Origin of the sequence: Paenibacillus sp. FSL H7-0323 (assembly GCF_038002725.1) — a bacterium.
Taxonomy (GTDB): Bacteria; Bacillota; Bacilli; order Paenibacillales; family Paenibacillaceae; genus Paenibacillus_AQ; species Paenibacillus_AQ odorifer.
On record NZ_JBBODB010000001.1, the window covers coordinates 4112518 to 4135031 of the forward strand.

Genomic DNA, 22514 nt, shown 5'->3' on the forward strand with positions numbered 1-22514 from the left:
ATGAACAAAATGATAGGTGTCACCCTGCTCACAGCTTGCCTTTTGGGTATAGCAGCGCCACAGTCTGCTGAAGCAAAGACAGCAGCGGGAAGTTATACCGCACAGGTATATGCGAGTTCTTTAAATGTACGCGATGAACCGGCTAAGAATGCAACTGTTGTAGGATCAATTAAGAATGGGGCTCGGGTTACTGTGACTGATGAGCAGCACGGATGGTTAATGGTTAAGGCGGGGAGCACCTCTGGCTGGGTAGCGGGTTATTACCTAAAAAAGGTGAACAGCAACTCCCTGCAATCCAGCGCTTCTGGAACGTCTATTGCTACTAAAACCAATACTGCCTCGTCAACATCAGCCAATACTTCTAGTAGAACTTCAAAGGCTACAGTCACGGCTGATTCTCTGCGCATCCGAAGTGGCCCAGGAACTCACTATAAGGTGCTCGGTTCTTTAAAAGCCAAGGATACAGTCACTCTCCTTCTTCATCAGAACGGCTGGGCTCGAATTCGCACAGTCAGCGGTGAAACCGGTTGGGTGGCAGAGCAGTATATCCGAAGTGGAAGCACATCAAGCAGTACAAGCAGCGTAAGCACCGTCCAGCATAAAGGCGGACTACGAGGAAAGCTGATCGTCATCGATCCTGGTCATGGCGGGAGTGATCCGGGCATGCTTGGCACTACATATAACACCATGGAAAAAGATTTGAATCTGCATACTGCACTTTATGTCCGCGATGCTCTTGTTACTAAAGGAGCACGGGTAGAGATGACGCGCACCCGAGACGATCAGAAGCCGACGTTAGCTCGTCGTGTTCAGATGAGCCAAGCCCTGCGTGCTGATGCTTTTGTAAGCGTTCATTATAATTCTTCACCTAAAAATGTGTCCGGAACGTTGACCTTCTTTTATTCAGAAGCGGATGATTTGAAGCTGGCGCGGGCGATTGAAACCCGGCTGGGGCAAGGCATCGGTCTGAAAAGCAACGGGTTGTCCTTTGGCGATTATCACATCCTAAGGGAGAATCGGATTCCAGCTACCTTGGTTGAGCTTGGATTCCTTACCAATCCTACAGACGAGTCCATTGTCCGCAAGGCCTCCTATCAGAAAAAAGCGGCTAAAGCCATCGCTGAAGGCGTTGCGGATTATTTTAAATAACTGGCTGGAACAACACTCCAAAAAAAGCCCGACCCATGTATCTCTCAGGTATGATCTGAGGAGATCTGTGGGTCGGGCTCTTTTGACTGCTTCCTTATACGAGCATTTGATAGACCAAGAACAAGTTCAACGATACAACCAGACCGGAGATAATCCAGCCCAGAGTGGCTGTCATTTTGCGATTCACTAACCCGCCCATAATCTGGCGATTGCTTGTAAACACAACCAGCGGAATCAACGCGAACGCAATCCCAAAGGACAGGATCACCTGACTGATCACGAGTGCTTTGGTTGGATTCACACCAAAACCAATGATCGCTAGTGGCGGAATGATGGTAATCGCACGGCGCAAGTACAGGTTAATTCTTTTGTTGATGAAGCCTTGCATAACCACATCGCCAGCCATAGTCCCTACGGAGGAACTCGACAGTCCCGCAATGAGTAGTCCCAACCCAAACGAGATCGCCGTTACTGGCCCAGCTAAGTGACCAAATTGTTGAAACGCGACATCCAGATCCTCAACCACGAGACCATTTTTGAAAAACAATGCCGCGGAGACAATAACCATAGCCAGATTTACTGCACCTGCGATAATCATCGCAATAATAATATCTATAAATTCCAATTTGAAAATCTGTTTTTTCTCCGATTCATTCACCCCGACGATACGGTTCTGTGTAAGTGATGAATGCAGGTAAATCGCATGTGGCATCACGGTTGCGCCTAGAATTCCTGCGGCCAATAGGATGCTGTCCACCCCTTCAAACTTAGGTGTAAACATGCCTACGGCAACTGCTCCCATATCCGGTTTAGCTACAATAACTTGAAAAGCGAAGGCTAATACGACTATAAGGATCATCGCGGCAATCCCTGCCTCTAAGGAGCGATATCCCCGGCGTTGCAGCTCTAAGATAGCAAATGAGCCCACCGCAGTAATCAGTGCTGCTGGCAGCATCGGAATATCAAATAAGAGATATAGTCCTAATGCCGCCCCGATAAACTCTGCCAGATCCGTAGCTATAATCACTAGCTCACTTTGAATCCATAAGAAGATCGATACACTCTTCGGAAAACGATCATGGGCGATCTCAGGCAAGTTCTTGCCTGTCGCAATCCCCAGCTTGGCGGATAACGCTTGGATTAGCACAGCCATTAGATTAGAGGCCACGATCACCCACAATAAGAGATATCCATATTTGGAGCCCGCCGTAATATTGGTGGCAAAATTACCTGGATCCAGATAAGCAACAGCAGCGATAAAAGCTGGGCCTAGAAAAGGAAGTAATCGTTTAATCCCTTTGATCTCCCCGTTAAGTACGGCTTGTGCTGAAATCGAGTTCTTATGTTGTTTTATATGTGGTTGTTCTACTAAAGTTTGTTCGAGCATTTCAATTCCTCCTCTTGCCCTGAAAAAGTTGTCTATATACACGAAAGTTTCCCCTGTGCAACTTATATATAAAGTATATGCTTATTTCTGAAAAATGTAAACATGTTTCATATGGAATTTTCATTTGCTTGTTCACCAACGACTAGGCACAAAAAAAGCTGGACGATGATCAGGAATTACCCGATCTTCGCCCAGCTTAAGCTGCTTATGAATTTTTCTTCCATGTGTCCTTCAGCGGTACTATCCGGTTCAGCACCAGCTTATCTGCCGTGGTATACTTCTTATCCACGCAGAAAAATCCGTGCCGGATCAATTGAAATTTATCTTCTGGCCTTGCGTTGCCCATTGATGGCTCCAGCAAACAATCCTTCAGGATCGTTAAGGAATCTGGATTAAGATACGCGTCCCAGCGCTCACCGTCTTCTTTAGGACCGTCGTTATCTTTCAGCAGCCGCTCATATAGATGAACATCAGCCTTGATAGCCTGGTCTGCCGATACCCAGTGAATGGTTGCCTTAACCTTCCGTTCATTAAACCCGCTTCCGCTCTTCGTTCTCGGATCATAGGTGCAGCGAAGCTCTAGGATTTCTCCGGTAACTTCATCCTTGATTACTTCATTGCACTTTATGAAATAAGCACCCTTCAGCCTTACTTCGTTCCCCATAGTCAGCCTGTGATACCCTTTTGGCGGCTCCTCCATGAAATCTTCTTGTTCAATATAAAGGGTTCGTGAAAAAGGAACCTCTCTTTCTCCAAGTGACTTATCTTCACTGTTATTCTCAATCGTCAGCCATTCATTATGATCTTCAGGATAATTAGTAATGACCACTTTTAAAGGCTTAAGAACAGCCATCACACTTGGAACCTTTGCCTTCAAATCTTGTCTAAGCGCATGCTCTAACATGGCAATATCCACAATGGTGCTATTTCTGACAAAGCCAATTTCCTTCACAAAATTCCGGATACTCTCCGGCGTAAAACCTCTTCTGCGTAAACCGCGAAGCGTAGGAAGTCTCGGGTCATCCCAGCCATCCACATAATGGCCTGTAACCAGCTGTCTGATATACCGTTTACTCGTCACAACTCCGGTGATGTTCACCCGTCCAAACTCTCTTTGCTTAGGAGCCTCAGGGATATCCAGCTCCTTCAATACCCACTCATAGAGCGGCCGATGATCCTTAAATTCAATCGAGCATAAGGAATACGTAATCCCTTCGATAGCATCTTGTATAGGATGGGCAAAATCATACATCGGATAGATACACCATTCGTTACCCGTTCTATAATGCTCCGCATGAATGATTCTGTAAATCACCGGATCACGTAAGTTGATATTAGGTGAGCTCATATCTATTTTAGCCCGCAACACTCTGGCTCCCGTTGGATAATCTCCAGCTTTCATCTCCGTAAATAACCGCAAATTCTCTTCCACAGAACGCTCCCGGAACGGGCTGTTTTTTCCCGGCTCCGTAAGCGTCCCTCTATAGGCTGTCACCTCTTCAGGTGATAAATCACAGACATACGCCTTTCCTTTTCGGATTAACGTAACTGCGCTATTGTATATTTTCTCAGAATAGTCTGATCCATAAAAAATATAGTCCGGTGGATAGCCCATCCATTGAATATCTTCGATGATGGCATTTACATACTCCAGATCCTCTTTTAAAGGATTGGTGTCATCAAAGCGCAAATGGAACTTCCCGCCATACTTTTTCGCAGTCGTATAGTTCGTATGAATAGCATACGCACTGCCAATGTGCAGATACCCGTTAGGCTCCGGTGGAAATCTCGTGCAAATATCTCTACTGTAAGTCCCTGCTTCCAGCTCTTCTTGAATCAATCTGTCGATGTAACTCTCTGCTAATACTTCCGGTTCCTCGTTCATTGGTGTTACCTCCTGTTTATAAGTGATATCCGCCTGCTTAATCTGCAAAATAAAAAGAACCTCACCTCCAAGACTTATGGTCTTGGGGACGAAATTCTCGCGGTACCACCCCAGGTTCATTAATATGTCGCCATATTAATCTCATCAAGTACGGCAAAACATCTTGCGCAGTGCTTATACTCTAGCTCTATAACAGGAGCTCCCGTCATACCATCCCCTTAGTCCGGTTCCGATATGCCGCTCAGAGGCTTGTTTCGATAAAATCCCCCTTACCCTGTTCTCATCATCCAGGGCTCTCTGTGAAGGAATGATTTCATGTACTCTTCTCGTCATCGCGTTTGATTATTTTGTATAGGATACCAAAAAGATAACCCTATGTAAATGTGCTTATTCCCCGCTAAGCGCCGTTAGGAGCTCCAATACTACTTCATTGTCAGGCTCTGCAGCCAAAGCTCTACGCGCGTATTCCAATGCAGCAGCTTCAGCTCCTAGCTCATAGTTACAGATTGCCATGCTATACAGCACTGATGCCAATGGTTCTTCCGTACTCGCATGCATGGAGCGTTCTAAGTAATCCAATGCTTCCGCGAATTTATCCATTTCATACAGCAGCAACCCCGCATCTAGCGACAGATCATAACTCTGTTCCATCGGATAATAGCCCGTCCACATCAACTGTATACCTCGCTGTAGATCCAGCATTTCTTCATCACTGGCACCCGGCAGCAGCTCCGAAATCTGTTCAGCGCTATGGATAAACCATTCAGCATCATACCCACCCAAACGCCAAAAGGCCAAAATTTGCTGCAGCCCCATCGTATCTAATTGCTGATCCATCCATTCCTTCATACTAAAGAAATCATCCGGGCCAAAACGTTCTATAAACCGCTTGTAACCCAGCCGAGTGTTTGTATAGCTCAGCGGTGTTGGTAGCATAAGAATACAGCCGATGTTCAGGTTTTTATAGTGATGACTGGTGAATATTGAATGCGCCCCTTTTTGTTTCAGCACATGCTCTATCGCATGATAATTCGCGGTCAAAGAGAAGCTTCCGTGATGAATCAGCAATGGAGGTTCTGCAAATTCCCAGTTCTCTAAGCGATGGTCTCCCTTATCCGCTGTAAGCAGCACGAATCCCTCTGTAGAGAGCCGCGCAAGCCGCTCCAGACAAGTAAGCCCCACCACCGGAAAGAGTATATGTGAATCCTCCAGCTTCTGCTGATAAAGCGCTATAACGTCATGATAGGGATAAGTCTCCTCTTCATAACTAGCCACACGCCTATAATGGTACTGCGGGATGATTTTGCCGAGCGCATCGGAGGGGTTATCCGGATCAACTTCCGCCGAATACTGGATCGAAACCTCACATTCATATATTTTTCCTTCATCCACATAAATTAATTCTTGCGGAATGCTGTCAAAAAAGTAATTTGCCACAATCACCAATGGCTGCTGTAAATCACCCGGCCGAATGCTGAGCTTAGCGTGTACTAAATGTAGTTCTACATCCTGCACAGCATCAAAACGAGCGAAGTCCAAAATACCCTGCTCTACGTAAGGAAGTAGGCTCGGGTGCTGCTGCCAGCTGGATATATTTTTGGAAGGCAAATCACTCATCACATAACGAAAAGGAGGAAGAGGAATATCTGCGTAGTCTACGATTTCACATAACTTTTTAAGCACATGGAAGGCTAACCGGCCAGCTCCCGCTCCAAGTTCTAGAATCGTAACGGTCTCTGAGAGATGCCCTTGTCCAGCCCGGTCTTGCAGAAATCCAAAGATCATCTCTGCGTATGCTGTCGCAATCATAGGGTTACTCGTGATGTACTGCGGGACCTGATCATTATTCCAAGCCTTTAATCCCTGCTCTTCATAATATGTTCGTTGCAATTCCCAAATCGGTGCTTCGCTGAAGCGATATTGCTGCTCTTTGTTACCTGTCATCTGTTTCTTTACCCGCTCTCTGTCTAGCTTGTTTGAATAATCTATAGCAATTGCCTTATTGCGCTCTCAAGGTGCGTGACCTGAAAATGACGTATTCAGCCTCTGTTGGTATGTTAACGGAAAATGATAATAATGCCGTCTTGGAGGTTGAGGAATCAGGTCCTTTCAACGTTTGATAAAAAGAATTCCCTTTACTGTCCACACTCACCAGCTCTAATTCCGCGTTTCCTTTAGGGATGATGAATCCGGAGGTATTTTGCACGCCTAAGGTCAATCTATATTCTTTCCCGGATTGAGCCTGCGTTAGCATAGTAGGATATAACGGATACGGATGTGCTGTCGTTTCGAGTGGATAAGGAGCAAGCGCACGATCTGCCTCAGGCTTCACCCATTCCTCCCCTTTTCTGGCTCCAATACCAAGGGTTAATTTATTCACATTATTAAATTGCACTTCCCAGCGAAAAGACTTAAGCCCTTCTAAAATGGGAGACGCCGGAACAAACAGAGTGCCATCCTTTATCTCTGGAGCAACGCCTAATGAATCTACGGTCTCCCCATTAAAATCTGCCTCTAGCTGCCCTGCTTTAATATTTCCTACCGATCGGTCCAGCAGTGAAACAGTAATACTCTTGCTCAGAGCGTCATAGAGCAAATCTGCGCCAATCGCATTGGAGAAGGCTCGAATCGGCACCATTAATTTACCTGCTTTGAAATAAGGGGCGAGTTTACCTGGAAAAAGCACGTAATATCCCCCGTATGACAGTGGCATTACCTGTGTCCCTAACTGGACAGCTGCCGACACCGATGTAGGTGTAACCGCAGATCCCGCGGCGAACATAATCACTAATAGACCTATTACGCAAGCTTTTATTTTCCCTAATCGTTGTAAGGACTCCTTGATGTGAATCATCACAAACCCCTCTCCAGTTCATCTAGAACCTTAGCCTCTATTAGTAATAATCAATGATGACCCTACACATGTCAACTTGTACCACTTCTGCTATCCATCATAAAAGACAGCATTCCGCATATATTTTCATTGAACGCTTTAGGAACAAGAAAGGAGAACATCTTATGACTTCTGCTGGACAGGATTCGGCAAACAAAACAAACATCCCCCAGCCCATCCGAAGCGATGGCACAGGGGGATTAGATAAAGGACCCCGCGATGTTATGCGGGATCTTGAGAATCCGGATATGTTCGTTCCTCCGGTGACTGATGCGGGCCTGGTTCCCAATTTGAAATTTTCTTTCTCTGATGCGCATATGCAGCTTAATCATGGTGGCTGGTCCAGAGAAGTAACCGTCAGAGAACTCCCTATCGCAACTACACTGGCAGGTGTGAATATGAGCCTGACCCCCGGTGGAGTACGAGAGCTTCACTGGCATCAGCAAGCGGAATGGTCTTATATGCTGTTAGGCCGCGCTCGGATTACTGCTGTGGATCAGAATGGACGGAACTTTATAGCAGATGTAGGACCTGGTGATCTATGGTATTTTCCGCCGGGTATTCCTCACTCTATACAAGGTCTTGAAGAAGGCTGTGAATTTCTCCTTGTCTTCGACGACGGAAGCTTCTCTGATCTGAATACCTTGTCTATTTCCGATTGGTTCGCCCATACGCCTAAAGAGGTACTTTCAGCTAACTTTGGAATACCTGCCGAGGCCTTTGACTCCATCCCCACTGAACAAGTCTATATTTATCAGGATCAAGTTCCCGGCTCATTACAAAGCCAAAAGGTGCAATCGCCATATGGAGAAATTCCACAGAGCTTCAAACATTCGCTGTTGGCACAGCCTCCATTAAAGACTCCTGGCGGGAGCGTCAGAATCGTTGACTCCAGCAACTTTCCGGTCTCCAAGACCGTGGCTGCTGCACTGGTAGAGATTGAACCTGGAGGAATGAGAGAGCTCCACTGGCACCCCAACAACGATGAGTGGCAATATTATCTTACCGGAAAAGGACGGATGACTGTGTTTGCCGGAAACGGTGCAGCACGTACCTTTAATTACAGGGCTGGCGATGTTGGGTATGTTCCTTTTGCATTTGGACATTATATTCAGAATACAGGAGAAGAATCGTTGTGGTTCCTCGAAATGTTCAAAAGTGACCGTTTTGCCGACGTCTCTCTGAACCAATGGATGGCTCTCACTCCCCATGAATTGGTTCAAAGTAATTTGAACGTTGGGCCCGAAATGATCAATGCCTTACGGAAAGTGAAATGGCCAGTGGTGAAATACCCAAAGTTAAAAGAATAGGTTACTTCCTCCCTTTTGCTTATTCACCCGTCTCCGCAAATTGTTTGATTCTTTCACCAATCTGGTCACGCACATGCTGGAACACTGCCCACTTCTCTTCATCACTCCCTTGCGCTTTTGCCGGATCATCGAAGCCCCAGTGTTCCCGTTTGACCTTCGGAGGGGTCATTGGACATTTATCCGCAGCATCTCCGCATAAGGTAATGACCAGATTCGCATTATTCAGCAGATTAGCATCAATAATATCCGAAGTCTGGCCGGAAATATCTATGCCTACTTCGCTCATCGCTTGTACAGCTTTTGGATTTAGACCGTGAGCTTCAATACCTGCACTGTACACGCTCCATTCTTTTCCTAGATATTGCTTAGCCCAGCCTTCAGCCATCTGACTTCTGCAGGAATTCCCTGTACATAAAAAATAAATCGTTCTCTTGTTCATCTTGATCTTCCCCTGTCCAAATTAGTTAATCAACAACCACATATAAAGACCTAAAAGCGTAATAAATAACGTTGGAATGGTTAAAATAATACCTGTCTTAAAATACGTTCCCCAAGAAATCTTCACGCCTTTAGCCGAAAGTACATGTAGCCACAGCAGTGTGGCGAGTGAGCCAATCGGAGTGATCTTCGGTCCTAAGTCCGAGCCTATAACATTCGCATATATTAAAGCCTCTCTAATGATTCCAGTGGTATGCGTAGCATCAATGGCAAGCGCGTCAATCAGAACGGTAGGCAGATTATTCATCAGCGATGAGATCAATGCAGCTATGAAGCCCATACCCATCGTTGCGGCAAATAAGCCCTGATCAGCAATAGACCCAATCATCTTAGCAAGTAAATCCGTCAGCCCAACATTTCGAAGTCCATATACTACGACATACATTCCAATGGAAAAGAACACAATCGCCCAAGGCGCTCCTGTAATCACTTCTTTCACCTTGACGTAAGGGCTTCTTCTCGCGAGAAGCAGGAACAAAATAGCTATGATCCCCGCAACCACAGATACCGGAATACCCAAAAATTCGCTGACAAAATACCCTACCAAAAGAACAGCCAATACAATCCATGACAGCCGGAACATTTTTTTGTCTTTAATCGCCTCATGCGGATCTTTTAGCTGTGAATCGTTAAAATGCTTGGGAATACTTTTGCGAAAAAAGAAATAGAGCACCACGATGCTCGCAACAAGGGAGAACAACGTAGGTATAATCATCTTGCCTGCATACTCCATAAACGTAATTCCGAAAAAATCCGCTGATACGATATTGACCAGATTGCTGACCACGAGCGGCAGTGAGGTGGTATCGGCAATAAAACCGCTGGCGATAATAAACGGAAAGACTTTTTTCTCATCAAAATGCAATGCCCTTACCATCGCAAGCACAATAGGCGTAAGAATCAGAGCCGCTCCATCATTCGCAAAAAATGCAGACACTAACGCACCAAGAACGATGACATACACAAACATTCGTCTGCCATTCCCGCGGGCAGCCCGCGCCATATGTAAAGCAGCCCATTCAAAAAATCCGATTCGATCCAGAATTAAAGAAATCAGAATAATAGCCACAAACGCTAAAGTAGCATTCCACACGATCTGCGTTACATCCAGAACATCATTAAAGCTGACTACCCCAGCTAGCAAAGCTATGATCGCGCCACCGCAGGCTGACCATCCAATCGATAAATTACGGGGCTGCCAGATTACAAGGATTAAAGTTACTAAAAATATAAGGATAGCTACAATAGCCAAAGTGCCATCCCCCTTTTACTGCAAATCCACATCTTTTTCAACACCCCTATATAAGCATGTGACTTCAATCCAATATCATTATATAACTATATGATTATATATAAATCAAAAAAATCCTTACCTGAAATTTAGTCGCAGCATGGCTCTTTAGCCTCTTTATTCAGTTCAGCCAATATCGATTTGGAACTAGGCATCTGTTGAAGAACAGCTTTAAGATGTGGTTTATCCTCGACATTTAACGAATAATGTACCCACTGTCCCCGCTTGCTTTCCCGAACGATTCCTCTACTTTTCAATTTCCGTAAATGCTGGCTAATCGCCGGCTGGGAAATGTCAAAGATATCAACGAATTCACACACGCACCATTCCCGCTCTTTCAGAAGAGAAAGCATTGCCAATCGTGTCTTATCTCCGAACAGCTTCAAGTCTTCAGCAATTTCCGTTAGTGTCTGCATTCCTTCTCTCCTCCTCTTGAAAGTATATAAGCTAATACTTATATTCTAGTGAACTTACCATTGGGAAGCAAGAGTTAATTTTTAGCGGGCTACCGTCCACTCATGCTCCAACATACTGAACATCAAAGAATCCCGCCATCCATCTTTAATAAGCAAAGCATCTCTTAATCTTCCCTCATAAGTCATACCTATCTTGGTGAGTACCTTGGATGATCCGCTATTTCTAGGGTCACAGGTCGCATATATTCGATGTAGTTGCAGTTCTTCAAAGCCAAATTTCAACATTCGTCTGGCCGCTGCTGTAGCGACTCCCTGTCCCCAGGCATCAGGATGGACAATATAGCCGATTTCGCCGCTTCTGTCCGTATGGCTTCTAATATTTAATTCAATCATGCCGATCAAATGTTCAGTTCCTACTGCAACTATGGCTTGCGCGAACCGAGTTCTGGGAACTTTTTGAGAGTCTTCTATTGCTTGGTTCACAAATGAAAGGGTCTGCGTTTGCCTTAAGCTTCAGCCCGTTAACTATTCATAGGGTTGAGAGACAGGGATCGAGACAATAAACTGAGTTCCTTCCCCAACCTTGCTCTCCACTTCTATTTTACAATCATGCATTTTTAGAATTTTTAAAACAATGGATAATCCAAGTCCATTCCCTTTATGAACGCTGCTCCGCGCTTTATCCACCATATAAAAACGATCAAAAATGCGGGGCAATGCTGCCTCTGGTATGCCTTGACCAGAATCTTTAATAGAAACCTTCACAAACGCTATAGAACGCTCGATTTCGACATGAATGATACCCTCTTGGCTTGTATATTTTATAGCATTATTGATTAGGTTTTGCCAGACTTGATCAAACAAATCTTTATCCACCGTAATTTGGCAGGGTAATAAATCCAATTCTATCTGAATGTTTTTCTGTGCCCATTGTGGCTCCGCCAGAACGATCGCTCTTCTTAACTGTTCATCCAGCTGAAAAGTGGTGAGATTAACCGGATGATGTTCTGAATCAAGCGAGGCTAATCTAAGCAGATTGTCACTTAGGCGGGATAAGCGCAGCGTTTCCTGATAAATAATATCCAGATGTTCTTTTTGCTCTTCTACTGGAACGACACCATCTTGCAGCGCTCTAGTAAACCCTCTAATGGACGTAAGCGGAGACTGCATTTCATGAGAGACATTGCTGACAAAATCATCACGAACAGAGTCTATCTTTTGCAGCTCACTAGCCATATGATTAAAGCTTTCCATCAGTTCCCCGAACTCATCTTGATTTTTATGCGTCAAGCGCACAGATAAATCGCCTGATGCCATTTTTTTAGCTGCTTCCGTCAGACGTTTGATAGGCTTAACAATGAATCCGGACATCAAGAGAATCAGTAAACTTCCAATGACTAAAACCGTTAGAAGTGTAAAAAACACGTTGCGTCTGAATGTGATCAAGCTCGACGAAAAATCAATTTTAATGATGAGCGCAGCTTTCTCCTTATCTACGATGGGAATGCCAACAATAGCAACACCAGACTTATCATTAAGCATCACTGCGTCTGTGGAATCTGGCTTAAATAGAGCGGCAACCTTCTCCTTATCCACTGAAAAAACAGCATCACTCCACTCATTCACTCTCACTTTCGCAATATCGACCCCATATTTATTGAGCAGTTTAGTAAATGCCTGTGCTTTTTCCGGATCATCGATTAGGGTAAGCACTTTGGCTACGTCCCCAGCTACTCTAATGAAGATATGGTTTGGGGTCACATTATTTTCGGAAAACCGTACATTTAGCAAAAAAGAGATCATTAAGCTGACGATCACAATCCCAATGAACGTAATGACAATACGCAGACGCAGGCTTTTTTTTAACATTTAGGCCAACTCCAGACGGTATCCAAGTCCTCTTACCGTAGAAATAATTAGCTCGGGAATCGATTCAAGTCTTTCTCTCAGACGTTTGATATGCACATCTACCGTACGCTCGTCGCCTTCATAATCGACACCCCAAATATTTTCTATGAGCTGAGAACGCGTGAATATTTGCCCTGGCGAACCCGCCAGAGCAAATAACAACTCACATTCCTTTTTCTTCAACTCCACCGTTCTCTGAGCCGTAACAACGTTCAAATTCCCCAGATCAATCATCACTGCGCCTAGTTGAATCACACTCGAGGAGGTTAAATGATATCTTTTTAATAGTGATTTTACCCTCAGGACCAATTCAATGGGATCAAACGGTTTGACTAAATAATCATCTGATCCGGCATTAAATCCTCTGACTTTGTCCTTAGATTCTCCTCTAGCTGTAACCATCAGAATTGGAATATCGATATAAGATCGGATATCTTCGGTCAATTCAATACCATCTACATTTGGCATCATCACATCTACAATCACCAAATCGATCTTTGTATGCGCTAGAATGTCTAATGCCTCTTGACCGTCTGCTGCTTCCACTACGGAAAATTGGTTTTTTTCAAGATATAATCGTATTAATCTACGGATATGAGAATCATCATCCGCCACTAGAATCGTGTTCATCTCTCAATTTTCCTCTCCGCTAACCTATTTATTCATATCGTAGAGATTCCATTGGATCCAGTTTGGCAGCCTTAGAGGATGGCATCAAACCGGCGATAATACTAATCAGGGTACTCACAACGATCCCAAATAACACATAATAACCGGATAGATTAATAAGTTTCACTCCAAAAGCATTGTCCAAGAGAATATTTAACACATAACTAATGACAATGGCAAAGAGTACCGCAAAGATACCGCTGAATACACCTAATAAAGCTGATTCAGAAAAGAATATACGTTTGATATCTTTTTTCCTTGCGCCAATTGCCCGAAGAATCCCAATTTCCTTAGTCCGTTCCACTACACTGATATATAGCACAACCAATATCATGATCCCTGATACGAGAAGTGAAATCCCGGCAATACCAGAGAGAACTATAGTAGCCATATTCACATAAGTTGTGATTCGCTCCATGATTTTTGCCGATTGAGAACCTGAGAATCCAGCATCAACAGCGGCTGCATTAATATCATTCACATATTTCATATCGGTTGCAAAAGCATTAACTTGAATTGGACCTATTGTAATCCCCTTGTCAACATACATTTGCTCCAGAGTCTGCGCTGGAAGATAACCCGTGGGTTGCATTTGCGCTCTTGGATCAGTGCTTTCATAAATACCAGAGATAGTGACTTCTTGTTCCAATGTGATCGGTTTATGCTTAGCATCCATTTCATTAATATATAGATAAATCGATTTCCCTACTAAAGACTCTGGACTGTCATTTCCGCTTAATTTACTTGCCGTTTTCACGGGTAATAATATCTCTTTGCCCTCTGGAAAAGCTCCTGCGGTAATCGTCTCTTTAGCAAAAGCATCCGTTAAGGTTGTTAATTGTGTAAGACTAACCGTCTGATCTGCATAAACCATAGTAGATTTGCCCGAAATGGAAGTGATGGTTTCTACATAATCAACATTTGGAATATTTCGGATGGTTTCAATATCGGCAGCCGTAAACGTTTCGCCGGGCAACATCATTGCCTCTGGACCTTGCATGCCTTTAGCTTCTTCACTGGGTTTAGTTATATCCACGAGTAAAGGATCCATACTTGAATTAATTTCGTCATTCATATAGTTCGTAATTCCATTCCCTAAGGAAAGCATCAACAGTACGCTTAAAATACCAATAGACCCACCCAAAGCTACCAATACATTACGTTTGGCGTTGAGTTTCATGTTCTGCAGAGCCATTTTAAAAGATGCAAATAAACTGAGATTCCGGGATGACCCCTCTCCTCCATCGTAACTAATCAAAGAGCGGTCCTTTAACTGAATATCATCTTTAATCCGTCCTTCTTCCACCTTTACGATACGGGTACCAGAGTCGGCTACTTTCTGTGAGTGGGTCACGGTAATGACCAATATCCCTCTTTTGGCTATGCTGTCCAATAAGGCTAAAATTTGATCGCCGGTATCCTTGTCCAATGCCCCTGTAGGTTCATCTGCCAAAATAATATCAGGATTATTCGCTAGCGCGCGGGCGATGGACACTCTTTGCTTCTGTCCACCGGACAGCTGATTGGGACGTTTTTTCAGGTGCTCTTTCAAGCCTACCTCAGTCAAAATATCTATAGCACGTTTATTACGGTCCTTCTCACTGGTATCCGTCATCTGCATCGCCACTGTAACATTCTCCAAAACTGACAGATGCGGGATCAGATTGAAATTTTGAAAAACGAAGCCAATATTGTTCTTGCGATAATCATCCATTTCCTTTTCGGTCATCGTGCTTAAATTCTTTCCGCGGACAAGGACCTCGCCTTCATAATCGGAGTCCATTCCCCCAATGATGTTCATCAGTGTGGACTTTCCGCAGCCAGACTCACCTAGAATAGAGACAAATTCACCTGTCTCAAAGCTTAGATTCACATCATGGAGTACTGGCACCTTTTCTTTACCGTACAAAGTATATGATTTCTTTACATGTTTAACTTCTAATATTTTCATTTATTTCTCTTCCTCTCCTGGTCATGCTCTATATCTCTTTTGATGTTTCATATCCTAACAAATTTGTGTGAACTGATAATGAACTGGATAGCCACATGGAAGAGTCAGAGCTACAGCAGATATTTAGGTTAAGCAATATAAAAAGGCGAATTCACACTCAAAATGAGTGGAACTCGCCTTTTCTATTCGGCTTATTTTCAAAAGAAATTAGTGCATGAGGTAATAAGCTAATCCTCCAACTTGTTTTCCGGCGTAATAAACGATGTCTATAATCACCACTGTTAATACAAATTTCGAGAGCAGCGGATATTTCTTAAATAAAGGCTTTATATTTTTCTCTATGTACTCCATTCGCGCGCCTCCTTTCTTAAGCTAGTGCTCTTTTTCGGATCAGCCTAATCTGGCCTCTATGATTGATTTCATCCTCAAAAACGTGAAACCACATAAAATAGTAGTTCGCAGGTTTGTTATGCCAGAATTCCTCTTCAGTATATAACCAATTATCATCGACGGTTGCGAATAATTCATAAGTCTTTTGTCTAACTTCATTTAGGCGATCTAAATAATAGCTCAGGTCATTCCCCTTAATATTGGCTCGTCCTTCGTCTCCTAAATTTAATGCTGGCCCCCATCTCGTTAGCTCTTCTTCAGACAAATCTCTTTGCTCAAACGTTGCTACTTGATATGCATATTCTACAGCAGCGTAGTGCAATAATAACGCTCCAATAGAGTTACTCTGAGCATCCAATAAATAATCCAGTTGTTCCACAGTTAGACCCTTAACGGCTTCTAATGTTGTATATCTTGCATAGTTCATCATGGATAAAAGTCGGCTGATTTGCGGGGAGTAACCTGGGATATCTGTAATCAAAAATATTTGGTTCATGTCAATCATATGGATGTTCCTCCTTGATTTCTTCAGAATAATACTCTAAATACCTGAATGGTTCAGAATTATGAATTACAGGTAATGACGATCAAGATGCAAAAGTGAGGTGCTTAACACCATGAATAAAACTAACAAAACTATGTATTGGGTTGTATGGGCTTCAACTTAGAAAGTCTCCATCCTAACAAGACCTAGTCGCTTCCCTTCCACTATAGCTTCGGATCTGGAATGTACACTAAGCTTCTCAAAGATTCTCGTCAGGTTATACTCTACAGTCCTTTGTGACATTAAAAGCTTGCTGGCTATGTCTTTATTGCTTTTTCCACTAGCTACTTCTTGGAGTATTTCCTGTTCTCTTTGATTAATGGACACTTCTTCAAGCAGCCGATTATCCCGGTGATTAGAAATCTTGATATCATTTCTTCGTAGCTGTTTAAGTAAAGACACCGGAATGACCGCCTCATTCCTTAGTGCACAACGAATGGTATTTAACAACTGTTCCCGGGAAGCTGTTTTAGAGATAAATCCTGTGACCCCTGACTCCATCAAAAGATTATAATGAGCACTGATCTCATATCCGGTATAAATCACCACTTTAGATTCAGGATCACGTTGAACGGCTTTTTTGGCGAATTCAAGTCCGCTGATCGTAGGCATGTTGAGGTCGCATAAGATCACATCAAATTCTTGTTGCTCCAGCCTATCCAAAGCTTCCATCGCTGACAAAACAAAAGTAACCTCCATATCCGCGTCCTGCTCAATCATAGTTTTGGTTCCTTCTCCGACTGAAGGATGATCATCAACCAACAAGATACGTATCATCGTCATCGCCTCCTCTGTGCTTTTCTTCTACAAAAGCCATTGTCGGTAAATAAATAATAACCTCCAGTCCCTTCCCTTTCTCCGAGGTAAAAGTGCACTCCCCCTCTAAGCTAGCAACACGTTCTTTGATTCCAGACAGGCCCATATGCTGAAAAGATTCCCTGATATCAACTATATTCATGCCAATCCCATCATCCTTATATCGAAAATAGAGGTGCTCTTGCTGGTCCAGCTCAATTTCAATCTGATTCGCCTTGGCATGTTTCCCGGCATTCCGCAGGAGCTCCTGTACTATTCGATACAACGCAATCACCAGGTCTTCACTTAGCTCACCAATCGGACTGGATGTAAAGGTGATAATGTAGTTGGACTGCAGCTGGGCATACTCAAACAATAGTTCCAGTGCCTTCACAATTCCGGTCTCTCTTAGCAGCGGCGGACGCAGTTCATTGCAGGTCTCCCTAATCTGATATATCACATCCAGAAGTCCCTCTTTAATCTGAAGCAGCTCTGGCAAAATATCCGCCTCAATATCATGATCGGAGATCAGTGTTTCCAGCCTGCGAAGCCAAATGAGCTGATCCTGAAGAGCAGAATCATGTAAATCCGCCGCCAGCTTTCTGCGTTCTTTCTCTGATAAGTTAAAGATCAGGCGTAGAACCCATGGTGCTGCATGTAGCTCTTTTTTCATCTCTGCTTCAAGGTCTTCAATCAAGCCTTCAATAAGATATAAATTCTCATAGACAATACTCGCATAATTTGCGAGGGTATTTAACCAGTTAAGCTCATCCGAATTAAGCTTTGTATGGTTCTTCTTATGATCAATCCAGAGGAGATGAAATTTTTTTTGGTGACGTCCGATTACGAGTAAGATCCCCTGTTTGAGTTGAACTACTTCTCCTACCTTAAAAACTGGAGATTTCGATACAAATTCTATGTTGATCTCTTGGCCCGAATTGTCGACTATTTGTTCGAGGTTACTCATATCCTCATCTCTCTCAAAAAAAGCAGACCGATTAACCGGTAAAATCTCATTGATTTCCTTGTGAATTGCAGCCTCCAAATCAGACCGCTTCATAACCTTGGAGATTTGCTTCGAGAATCGCTCCAGACTACCTTGATAATGATAAAGCTCACGGAACAGTTTAGGCCGGAAATAATAATCTATTTTCTCCTTAAAGAATAAAAAGATTGTAATAGATAAATATACAACCAAAAACATCTGAATCCATTTGATCCAATCATACTCTTGCCTGCTCTGAATGATCGCAAGTACGGCTACAATCATTAGCGCCGGAAAAAAAGCAATTAATAAATAATATTTAAACCGATTAAAAGCGAAATCAATATCAAATAGTTGCCTAGCCGTCAGCAGATAAAAATAAGTAACTGGCATCAAAAACAAAAAGATCGTAGTAATTTCGTAAGGAATCAGGTTGACCCCAACAGCAATGGGTGCAGCTGAGAAGAGAACAAACGGTGTAAACGCAAGGATTTGTCCGGTAAGCATAATTTTAAACATCGATTTAAGCGCTGTGCTTCGATAAGTAATGTATAAATATAGCAGCTTAAATATGCTGTAAAAAATCCCAAAAACAAAGAACCCAATAATAATTAACCTTACAAAGGAATACAAGGATCTATCCCAGGAGTAAACCATTAGACTGGAGGTGGAAAATAGGCTTAGTAAAATGACCAGGCCATAGTATATTTTGATTACAGTAGTAGATAGAACTAATACATCAAATCGTTTCAGATATACTTGGAGAAAGTGAATAAAAACCAGTGGAATTAAAGGCAACACGCTACCCATCGCGATTCTACCTATAAGATCAGATCTACTTGAGGCATATCCCGCAAAGTAAGTTATTCCGACTAATAAAAAGAATAAAATCAGCAGCTCTGCTGAGCGATCCCCGCTTTTCCTGCGGTATAATAGAAGGCTTAACACTGCCAAAAAAACAAATGTCGCTCCAGGGACTACAAGCTGGGTAAACGTATGATAGATGGAGGACTTATTCTCAATATCATAATGCAAAGCAAGTGGAGCCCCCCCTTTGGAGTTACGAAGAAGGTCAACGGATTGAACCTGAGTTAAGCTTCCATATCTCACAGCTTCATCCACTTTATCAATCGGCTTCCCATTAACCCGTAATAAGATATCCCCTTCCCTTAGATTCTGTTTATACCCTTCGCTTGAAACGTCTGCCTCAGCAATATAATATTGCCCTTCTTCATTCTGCTCCAGACCAACGCCAAGCAAGATGTTAGAGTGAATGACCCACACAAAATGAATAATAAGAAAAACAAAAAGGCAAAGTAACCCTGATATGAATAACTGGCGGAGTTTTACTGTCATTTCAAATCCCCCGAACGAACAAAATTATACATATCTCTATTCTTATTTGGTATTCCCCTACCATTTTATATGAATCACAAAGGAAATTATATACTTTTATGCATGATATTCCTTCTCCTCTAAATATCCGCATTGAATTATAGCTCTATCCTGGCTTTTTGCTGCTTCACTCTGTGGTTTCGATCCAGAATCCATATCGCTGCGCAGCCATATAAAATCACTGGAACCCAACCACTCTCCCCGGCTACATACTCCAACATAGGTGAAGAACTGAAAGTAATATTGTGCAAAACACTATCTACAGCATTATTAGTTCCGTGTAAAAGCACTGCCGGCCAAATACTACCGGAGGTCAGACGCAGTTCATTTATAATGATGCCCGCAAACATAACAGATAAGGTAAAGAGCACCACCACGAGCCAGCGGCTTCCAGAGGAATGATAAGCACGCGGCCCAAGAATCGCCGGATAATGCCATATAGCCCAGATTAAGCCCATTGTTACACTAGAACTTACTCTTCCCATCCATTGAAAACGCGGGAGCAGCCAACCCCTCCAACCGATCTCTTCCCCCAAAGCAGATAATGAACCAAGAACAATGTAAACGAGCAAATATATAGCAGTCTTGATCCATGAATCTGGAGAAATTAAGCTTGAGTTCCATCCCATCCAATAGACAGCATATCCCGCTCCCAGTGAACCTAAGGGAATAACTAAAGCCAATATGTATTCTTTGCCTCCCCTAAATTTGAAGCCCAACCTTCTCCATCCCTCAGCACTGTATCCATCTCTCACAATCAGAAACATCATGATACATACTGTGAAAAAAGGAGTAAATCCATACAGACCTTGCGCCGATTCCGGAAGCAGCAACATCCCTAACGCCATTGCCCATACGAAAATAATAAATAGAAGAGATTGTTTCTTGTCTGAGAGCAATATTATCACCTACCCTTTTTAGATATAAGGAACTATATCTTCCTATTTAATCCAATTGTATATAACCAGGCAGGACGTTTCACCGAAAACAACGTTCGTTAAAACCACAATTCTTTTGCGGTACTGCATATCTGTATGCCGCAAAGTCTTCAGTAAGGTTGTCCTAAAAATAGTGAAATGGTGAGCGATGTGCGATGTGCGATGTGCGATGTGCGATGTGCGATGTGCGATGTGCGATGTGCGATGTGCAGCGTAAGTGTAAACTAATTAGGGAAATACTCCCTGAAAATAGCCGATTTTGGCTCTAAAAGGACGGAATCAGGGAATTCCTCCCTAAATAATCAGGGGGATTTCTTTATTAGTTACTGAATCGGCCAAAATTCAGGGAAGTTTTCCCTAATTATAAGTCTGATGAACAGAAATCTCTGAATTTTAGGGAGAAATTCCCCAATTGCTGTATAAGTGCTTCACTTATTGCATCCTTTGGAGCATCAATAGGTACGCCCCTTGATTCAATTGGTTATCAAATAAAGGATGCTCCACCGTAACATTAGAGATCAGGTGGCTTTACTTTTGCCCCTAATCTACTGAAACAAACAGTAGTTGACCAAAAATGCAAAACAGCGATTCTCCAATATTAGGAGAATCGCTGTTCTGTTTGACTTTTATGGTTTTGGGCATGAACGTTTTGGAGACAGCCTTTTTCTAACTATACGTTATCTTAATAGGTCCACCAGTTACCAGACATAACGATCATCGAAAACAGCTTGATGCTGTCTTCATAGTAATCTTCTGCAGCACTGCTTGCTGTGTGGCTCCAGAGAGAATTCAACCAGCTTTGGTAAGTTGATGAGGTCATCGCACTGACTCCAAATGGAGCATAGAAGGCACCGCTATTGTAACTTCCAAATACGGTTCCGTTTAGCTTATACCCATCTTTTATACTACCAGGTGTACTGCTTACTTTAGTCTTAATCCAGCTATTCATCTTATTGAGCTGCGTAAGCGCCCTGCTGTCTCCAGTAATCAAATAATCTGTTGCGATCCGCCATGGGGTACGACAAGAATTGTAATTGTAATTCCCGTCATTGGCATCCTCAAGGAAATTCGCCGCAGCAGGTTTATACACACCCCCAGAGTAAACTACGAAATCAGGCAACAGCCCAGTGCTAGAGCTATAACCCGTATAAAGGCTATTTATAATCGTGTACGTTTTATCGATAACATTCGTCCAGCGGGTATCTCCTGTAGCCTGTTGGAATGCTTTTAAATGATTTAGCATGAAATCAGAAGGTCTAGTTGCCGTATTATACGAGCCGCTATTCGCCCAGTCACCTAGACGGATCGTCCACTGTGTCTGGTTAATCTCATTGTCCATAATCGCATTAATGATATCTTTTGCAGCTTGTAAATAATTGATCGTACCACTACTTCCCCACTGCTTGTCCGCAAGCAGCAATGAGAACGCTATATCCATATCTCCATCTGTAGCAGAGTCCTCGCCTTCAATATTTTGAAAGCTGCTGTTTTGCTTCCAGGACATCAAATAAGGGTTAATTGCACTTGGGTGAGCCTTGTAATAATTATATAAGCCGTCAAAATAAGTCTGAGCATTGCTGTCATAACCAGCCATCAAAACTGTGAACAACATCCCGTAACCATGTGCTTCAGATACCGTTTCTCCATCTGAATTATACTTAACGTAATATTTGCCAGTGCCAGCTGGTTTGAGATAGGCCGTTTTCCACGCATCCCATTTGGTCTTCACTGAATTATCCATACTGGTCTGGGTTACATTGTTTGGCTTGATAGATCCACTCGTGTAGGTGGAATGTTGCGGAAAAGGTTTGTTCACTGCTGCAAACGCGGAACCGGCAGGAAGAATACTAATTACCAAGCATACGACAATAAGGCTTTTCCAACTCAACCTAAGCTTTGCATCCTTCTTCATCATTCATTGCCTCCTCTTCAATTGTGGTAATAAATTTGAAAGAAAACAGCAAGCTAATTCGTATTCGCTATCATTGTAATACAGAATATGGAATTAATATATAAGCAATTCCATTAATAGATCATTAGTACTATATACCTGAGACTTAGATTTGTTCTCACTCCTCAACTAAAAAAAGGATGGTTCCACAACCAACTT

At 43.0% G+C, this 22514-nt stretch carries 19 protein-coding genes and 1 other annotated feature; of the genes, 2 read left to right on the forward strand and 17 right to left on the reverse strand.

Features of this window, described 5'->3' with window-relative positions; translation table 11 throughout:
• Complete coding sequence (locus MHH89_RS18595) at positions 1-1149, forward strand: N-acetylmuramoyl-L-alanine amidase (RefSeq protein WP_341087822.1); 1149 nt, start codon at positions 1-3, stop codon at positions 1147-1149.
• Between the two features lie 94 nt (positions 1150-1243).
• Here the strand turns inward: MHH89_RS18595 and MHH89_RS18600 are convergent, their stop codons facing one another.
• The 4 genes from MHH89_RS18600 to MHH89_RS18615 all read right to left on the reverse strand — a co-directional run bounded on the left by MHH89_RS18600 (position 1244) and on the right by MHH89_RS18615 (position 7275).
• A complete protein-coding gene (locus tag MHH89_RS18600; protein WP_076219332.1) occupies positions 1244-2536 on the reverse strand; it encodes an Nramp family divalent metal transporter in 1293 nt (430 codons plus the stop codon).
• 205 nt (positions 2537-2741) lie between these two features.
• Entirely contained in the window at positions 2742-4421 is a 1680-nt protein-coding gene (locus tag MHH89_RS18605; protein ID WP_076307274.1) for a glutamine--tRNA ligase/YqeY domain fusion protein, read from the reverse strand.
• A gap of 81 nt (positions 4422-4502) precedes the next feature.
• Positions 4503-4763 (reverse strand) — a binding site (T-box leader).
• A gap of 45 nt (positions 4764-4808) precedes the next feature.
• Positions 4809-6365 carry an SAM-dependent methyltransferase gene (locus MHH89_RS18610; protein ID WP_341087824.1) on the reverse strand — a complete coding sequence of 519 codons (1557 nt, stop codon included), beginning with the start codon at positions 6363-6365 and terminating at the stop codon, positions 4809-4811.
• 55 nt (positions 6366-6420) lie between these two features.
• A complete protein-coding gene (locus MHH89_RS18615; RefSeq protein ID WP_341087826.1) occupies positions 6421-7275 on the reverse strand; it encodes a copper amine oxidase N-terminal domain-containing protein in 855 nt (284 codons plus the stop codon).
• Positions 7276-7439: 164 nt separating this feature from the next.
• Here MHH89_RS18615 and MHH89_RS18620 point away from each other — a divergent pair, with 164 nt between their 5' ends.
• The gene (locus tag MHH89_RS18620; protein WP_076308768.1) at positions 7440-8624 is read left to right on the forward strand and encodes an oxalate decarboxylase family bicupin; all 1185 of its coding nucleotides are present in this window, start codon (positions 7440-7442) and stop codon (positions 8622-8624) included.
• A gap of 19 nt (positions 8625-8643) precedes the next feature.
• Here MHH89_RS18620 and arsC read toward each other — a convergent pair whose 3' ends face one another.
• The 13 genes from arsC to MHH89_RS18685 form a co-directional block, all read right to left on the reverse strand.
• Positions 8644-9063, reverse strand: a complete 420-nt coding sequence (gene arsC, locus MHH89_RS18625) for an arsenate reductase (thioredoxin) (RefSeq protein WP_076282680.1) — start codon at positions 9061-9063, stop codon at positions 8644-8646.
• Positions 9064-9084: 21 nt separating this feature from the next.
• On the reverse strand, positions 9085-10374 hold the full coding sequence (locus tag MHH89_RS18630) for an arsenic transporter (RefSeq protein WP_076277127.1): 1290 nt from the start codon (positions 10372-10374) through the stop codon (positions 9085-9087).
• A gap of 128 nt (positions 10375-10502) precedes the next feature.
• Positions 10503-10829, reverse strand: coding sequence for an ArsR/SmtB family transcription factor (locus tag MHH89_RS18635; RefSeq protein WP_076128778.1), 327 nt, complete (start codon positions 10827-10829; stop codon positions 10503-10505).
• Positions 10830-10910: 81 nt separating this feature from the next.
• On the reverse strand, positions 10911-11312 hold the full coding sequence (locus MHH89_RS18640; RefSeq protein ID WP_339188563.1) for a GNAT family N-acetyltransferase: 402 nt from the start codon (positions 11310-11312) through the stop codon (positions 10911-10913).
• Between the two features lie 42 nt (positions 11313-11354).
• Entirely contained in the window at positions 11355-12698 is a 1344-nt protein-coding gene (locus tag MHH89_RS18645; RefSeq protein WP_081392613.1) for a sensor histidine kinase, read from the reverse strand.
• Positions 12699-13367, reverse strand: coding sequence for a response regulator transcription factor (locus MHH89_RS18650; protein WP_076128780.1), 669 nt, complete (start codon positions 13365-13367; stop codon positions 12699-12701).
• A gap of 28 nt (positions 13368-13395) precedes the next feature.
• Positions 13396-15357, reverse strand: coding sequence for an ABC transporter ATP-binding protein/permease (locus MHH89_RS18655; RefSeq protein ID WP_076128781.1), 1962 nt, complete (start codon positions 15355-15357; stop codon positions 13396-13398).
• A 207-nt stretch (positions 15358-15564) separates the two neighbouring features.
• Positions 15565-15708, reverse strand: a complete 144-nt coding sequence (locus MHH89_RS18660; protein WP_162636847.1) for a hypothetical protein — start codon at positions 15706-15708, stop codon at positions 15565-15567.
• A gap of 16 nt (positions 15709-15724) precedes the next feature.
• Positions 15725-16243, reverse strand: coding sequence for a DinB family protein (locus tag MHH89_RS18665; protein ID WP_076128815.1), 519 nt, complete (start codon positions 16241-16243; stop codon positions 15725-15727).
• Between the two features lie 168 nt (positions 16244-16411).
• The gene (locus MHH89_RS18670; RefSeq protein WP_341087829.1) at positions 16412-17068 is read right to left on the reverse strand and encodes a response regulator transcription factor; all 657 of its coding nucleotides are present in this window, start codon (positions 17066-17068) and stop codon (positions 16412-16414) included.
• Positions 17046-19427: an ATP-binding protein gene (locus tag MHH89_RS18675; RefSeq protein WP_341087830.1), complete on the reverse strand. Its 2382-nt coding sequence runs from the start codon at positions 19425-19427 to the stop codon at positions 17046-17048. The genes MHH89_RS18670 and MHH89_RS18675 overlap by 23 nt, the downstream gene beginning before the upstream one ends.
• A gap of 137 nt (positions 19428-19564) precedes the next feature.
• A complete protein-coding gene (locus MHH89_RS18680; RefSeq protein WP_341087833.1) occupies positions 19565-20365 on the reverse strand; it encodes a CPBP family intramembrane glutamic endopeptidase in 801 nt (266 codons plus the stop codon).
• A gap of 721 nt (positions 20366-21086) precedes the next feature.
• Positions 21087-22319 (reverse strand): glycosyl hydrolase family 8, encoded by a 1233-nt coding sequence (locus MHH89_RS18685; RefSeq protein ID WP_256717231.1) that lies wholly within the window; start codon positions 22317-22319, stop codon positions 21087-21089.
• Positions 22320-22514: the final 195 nt, after the last annotated feature.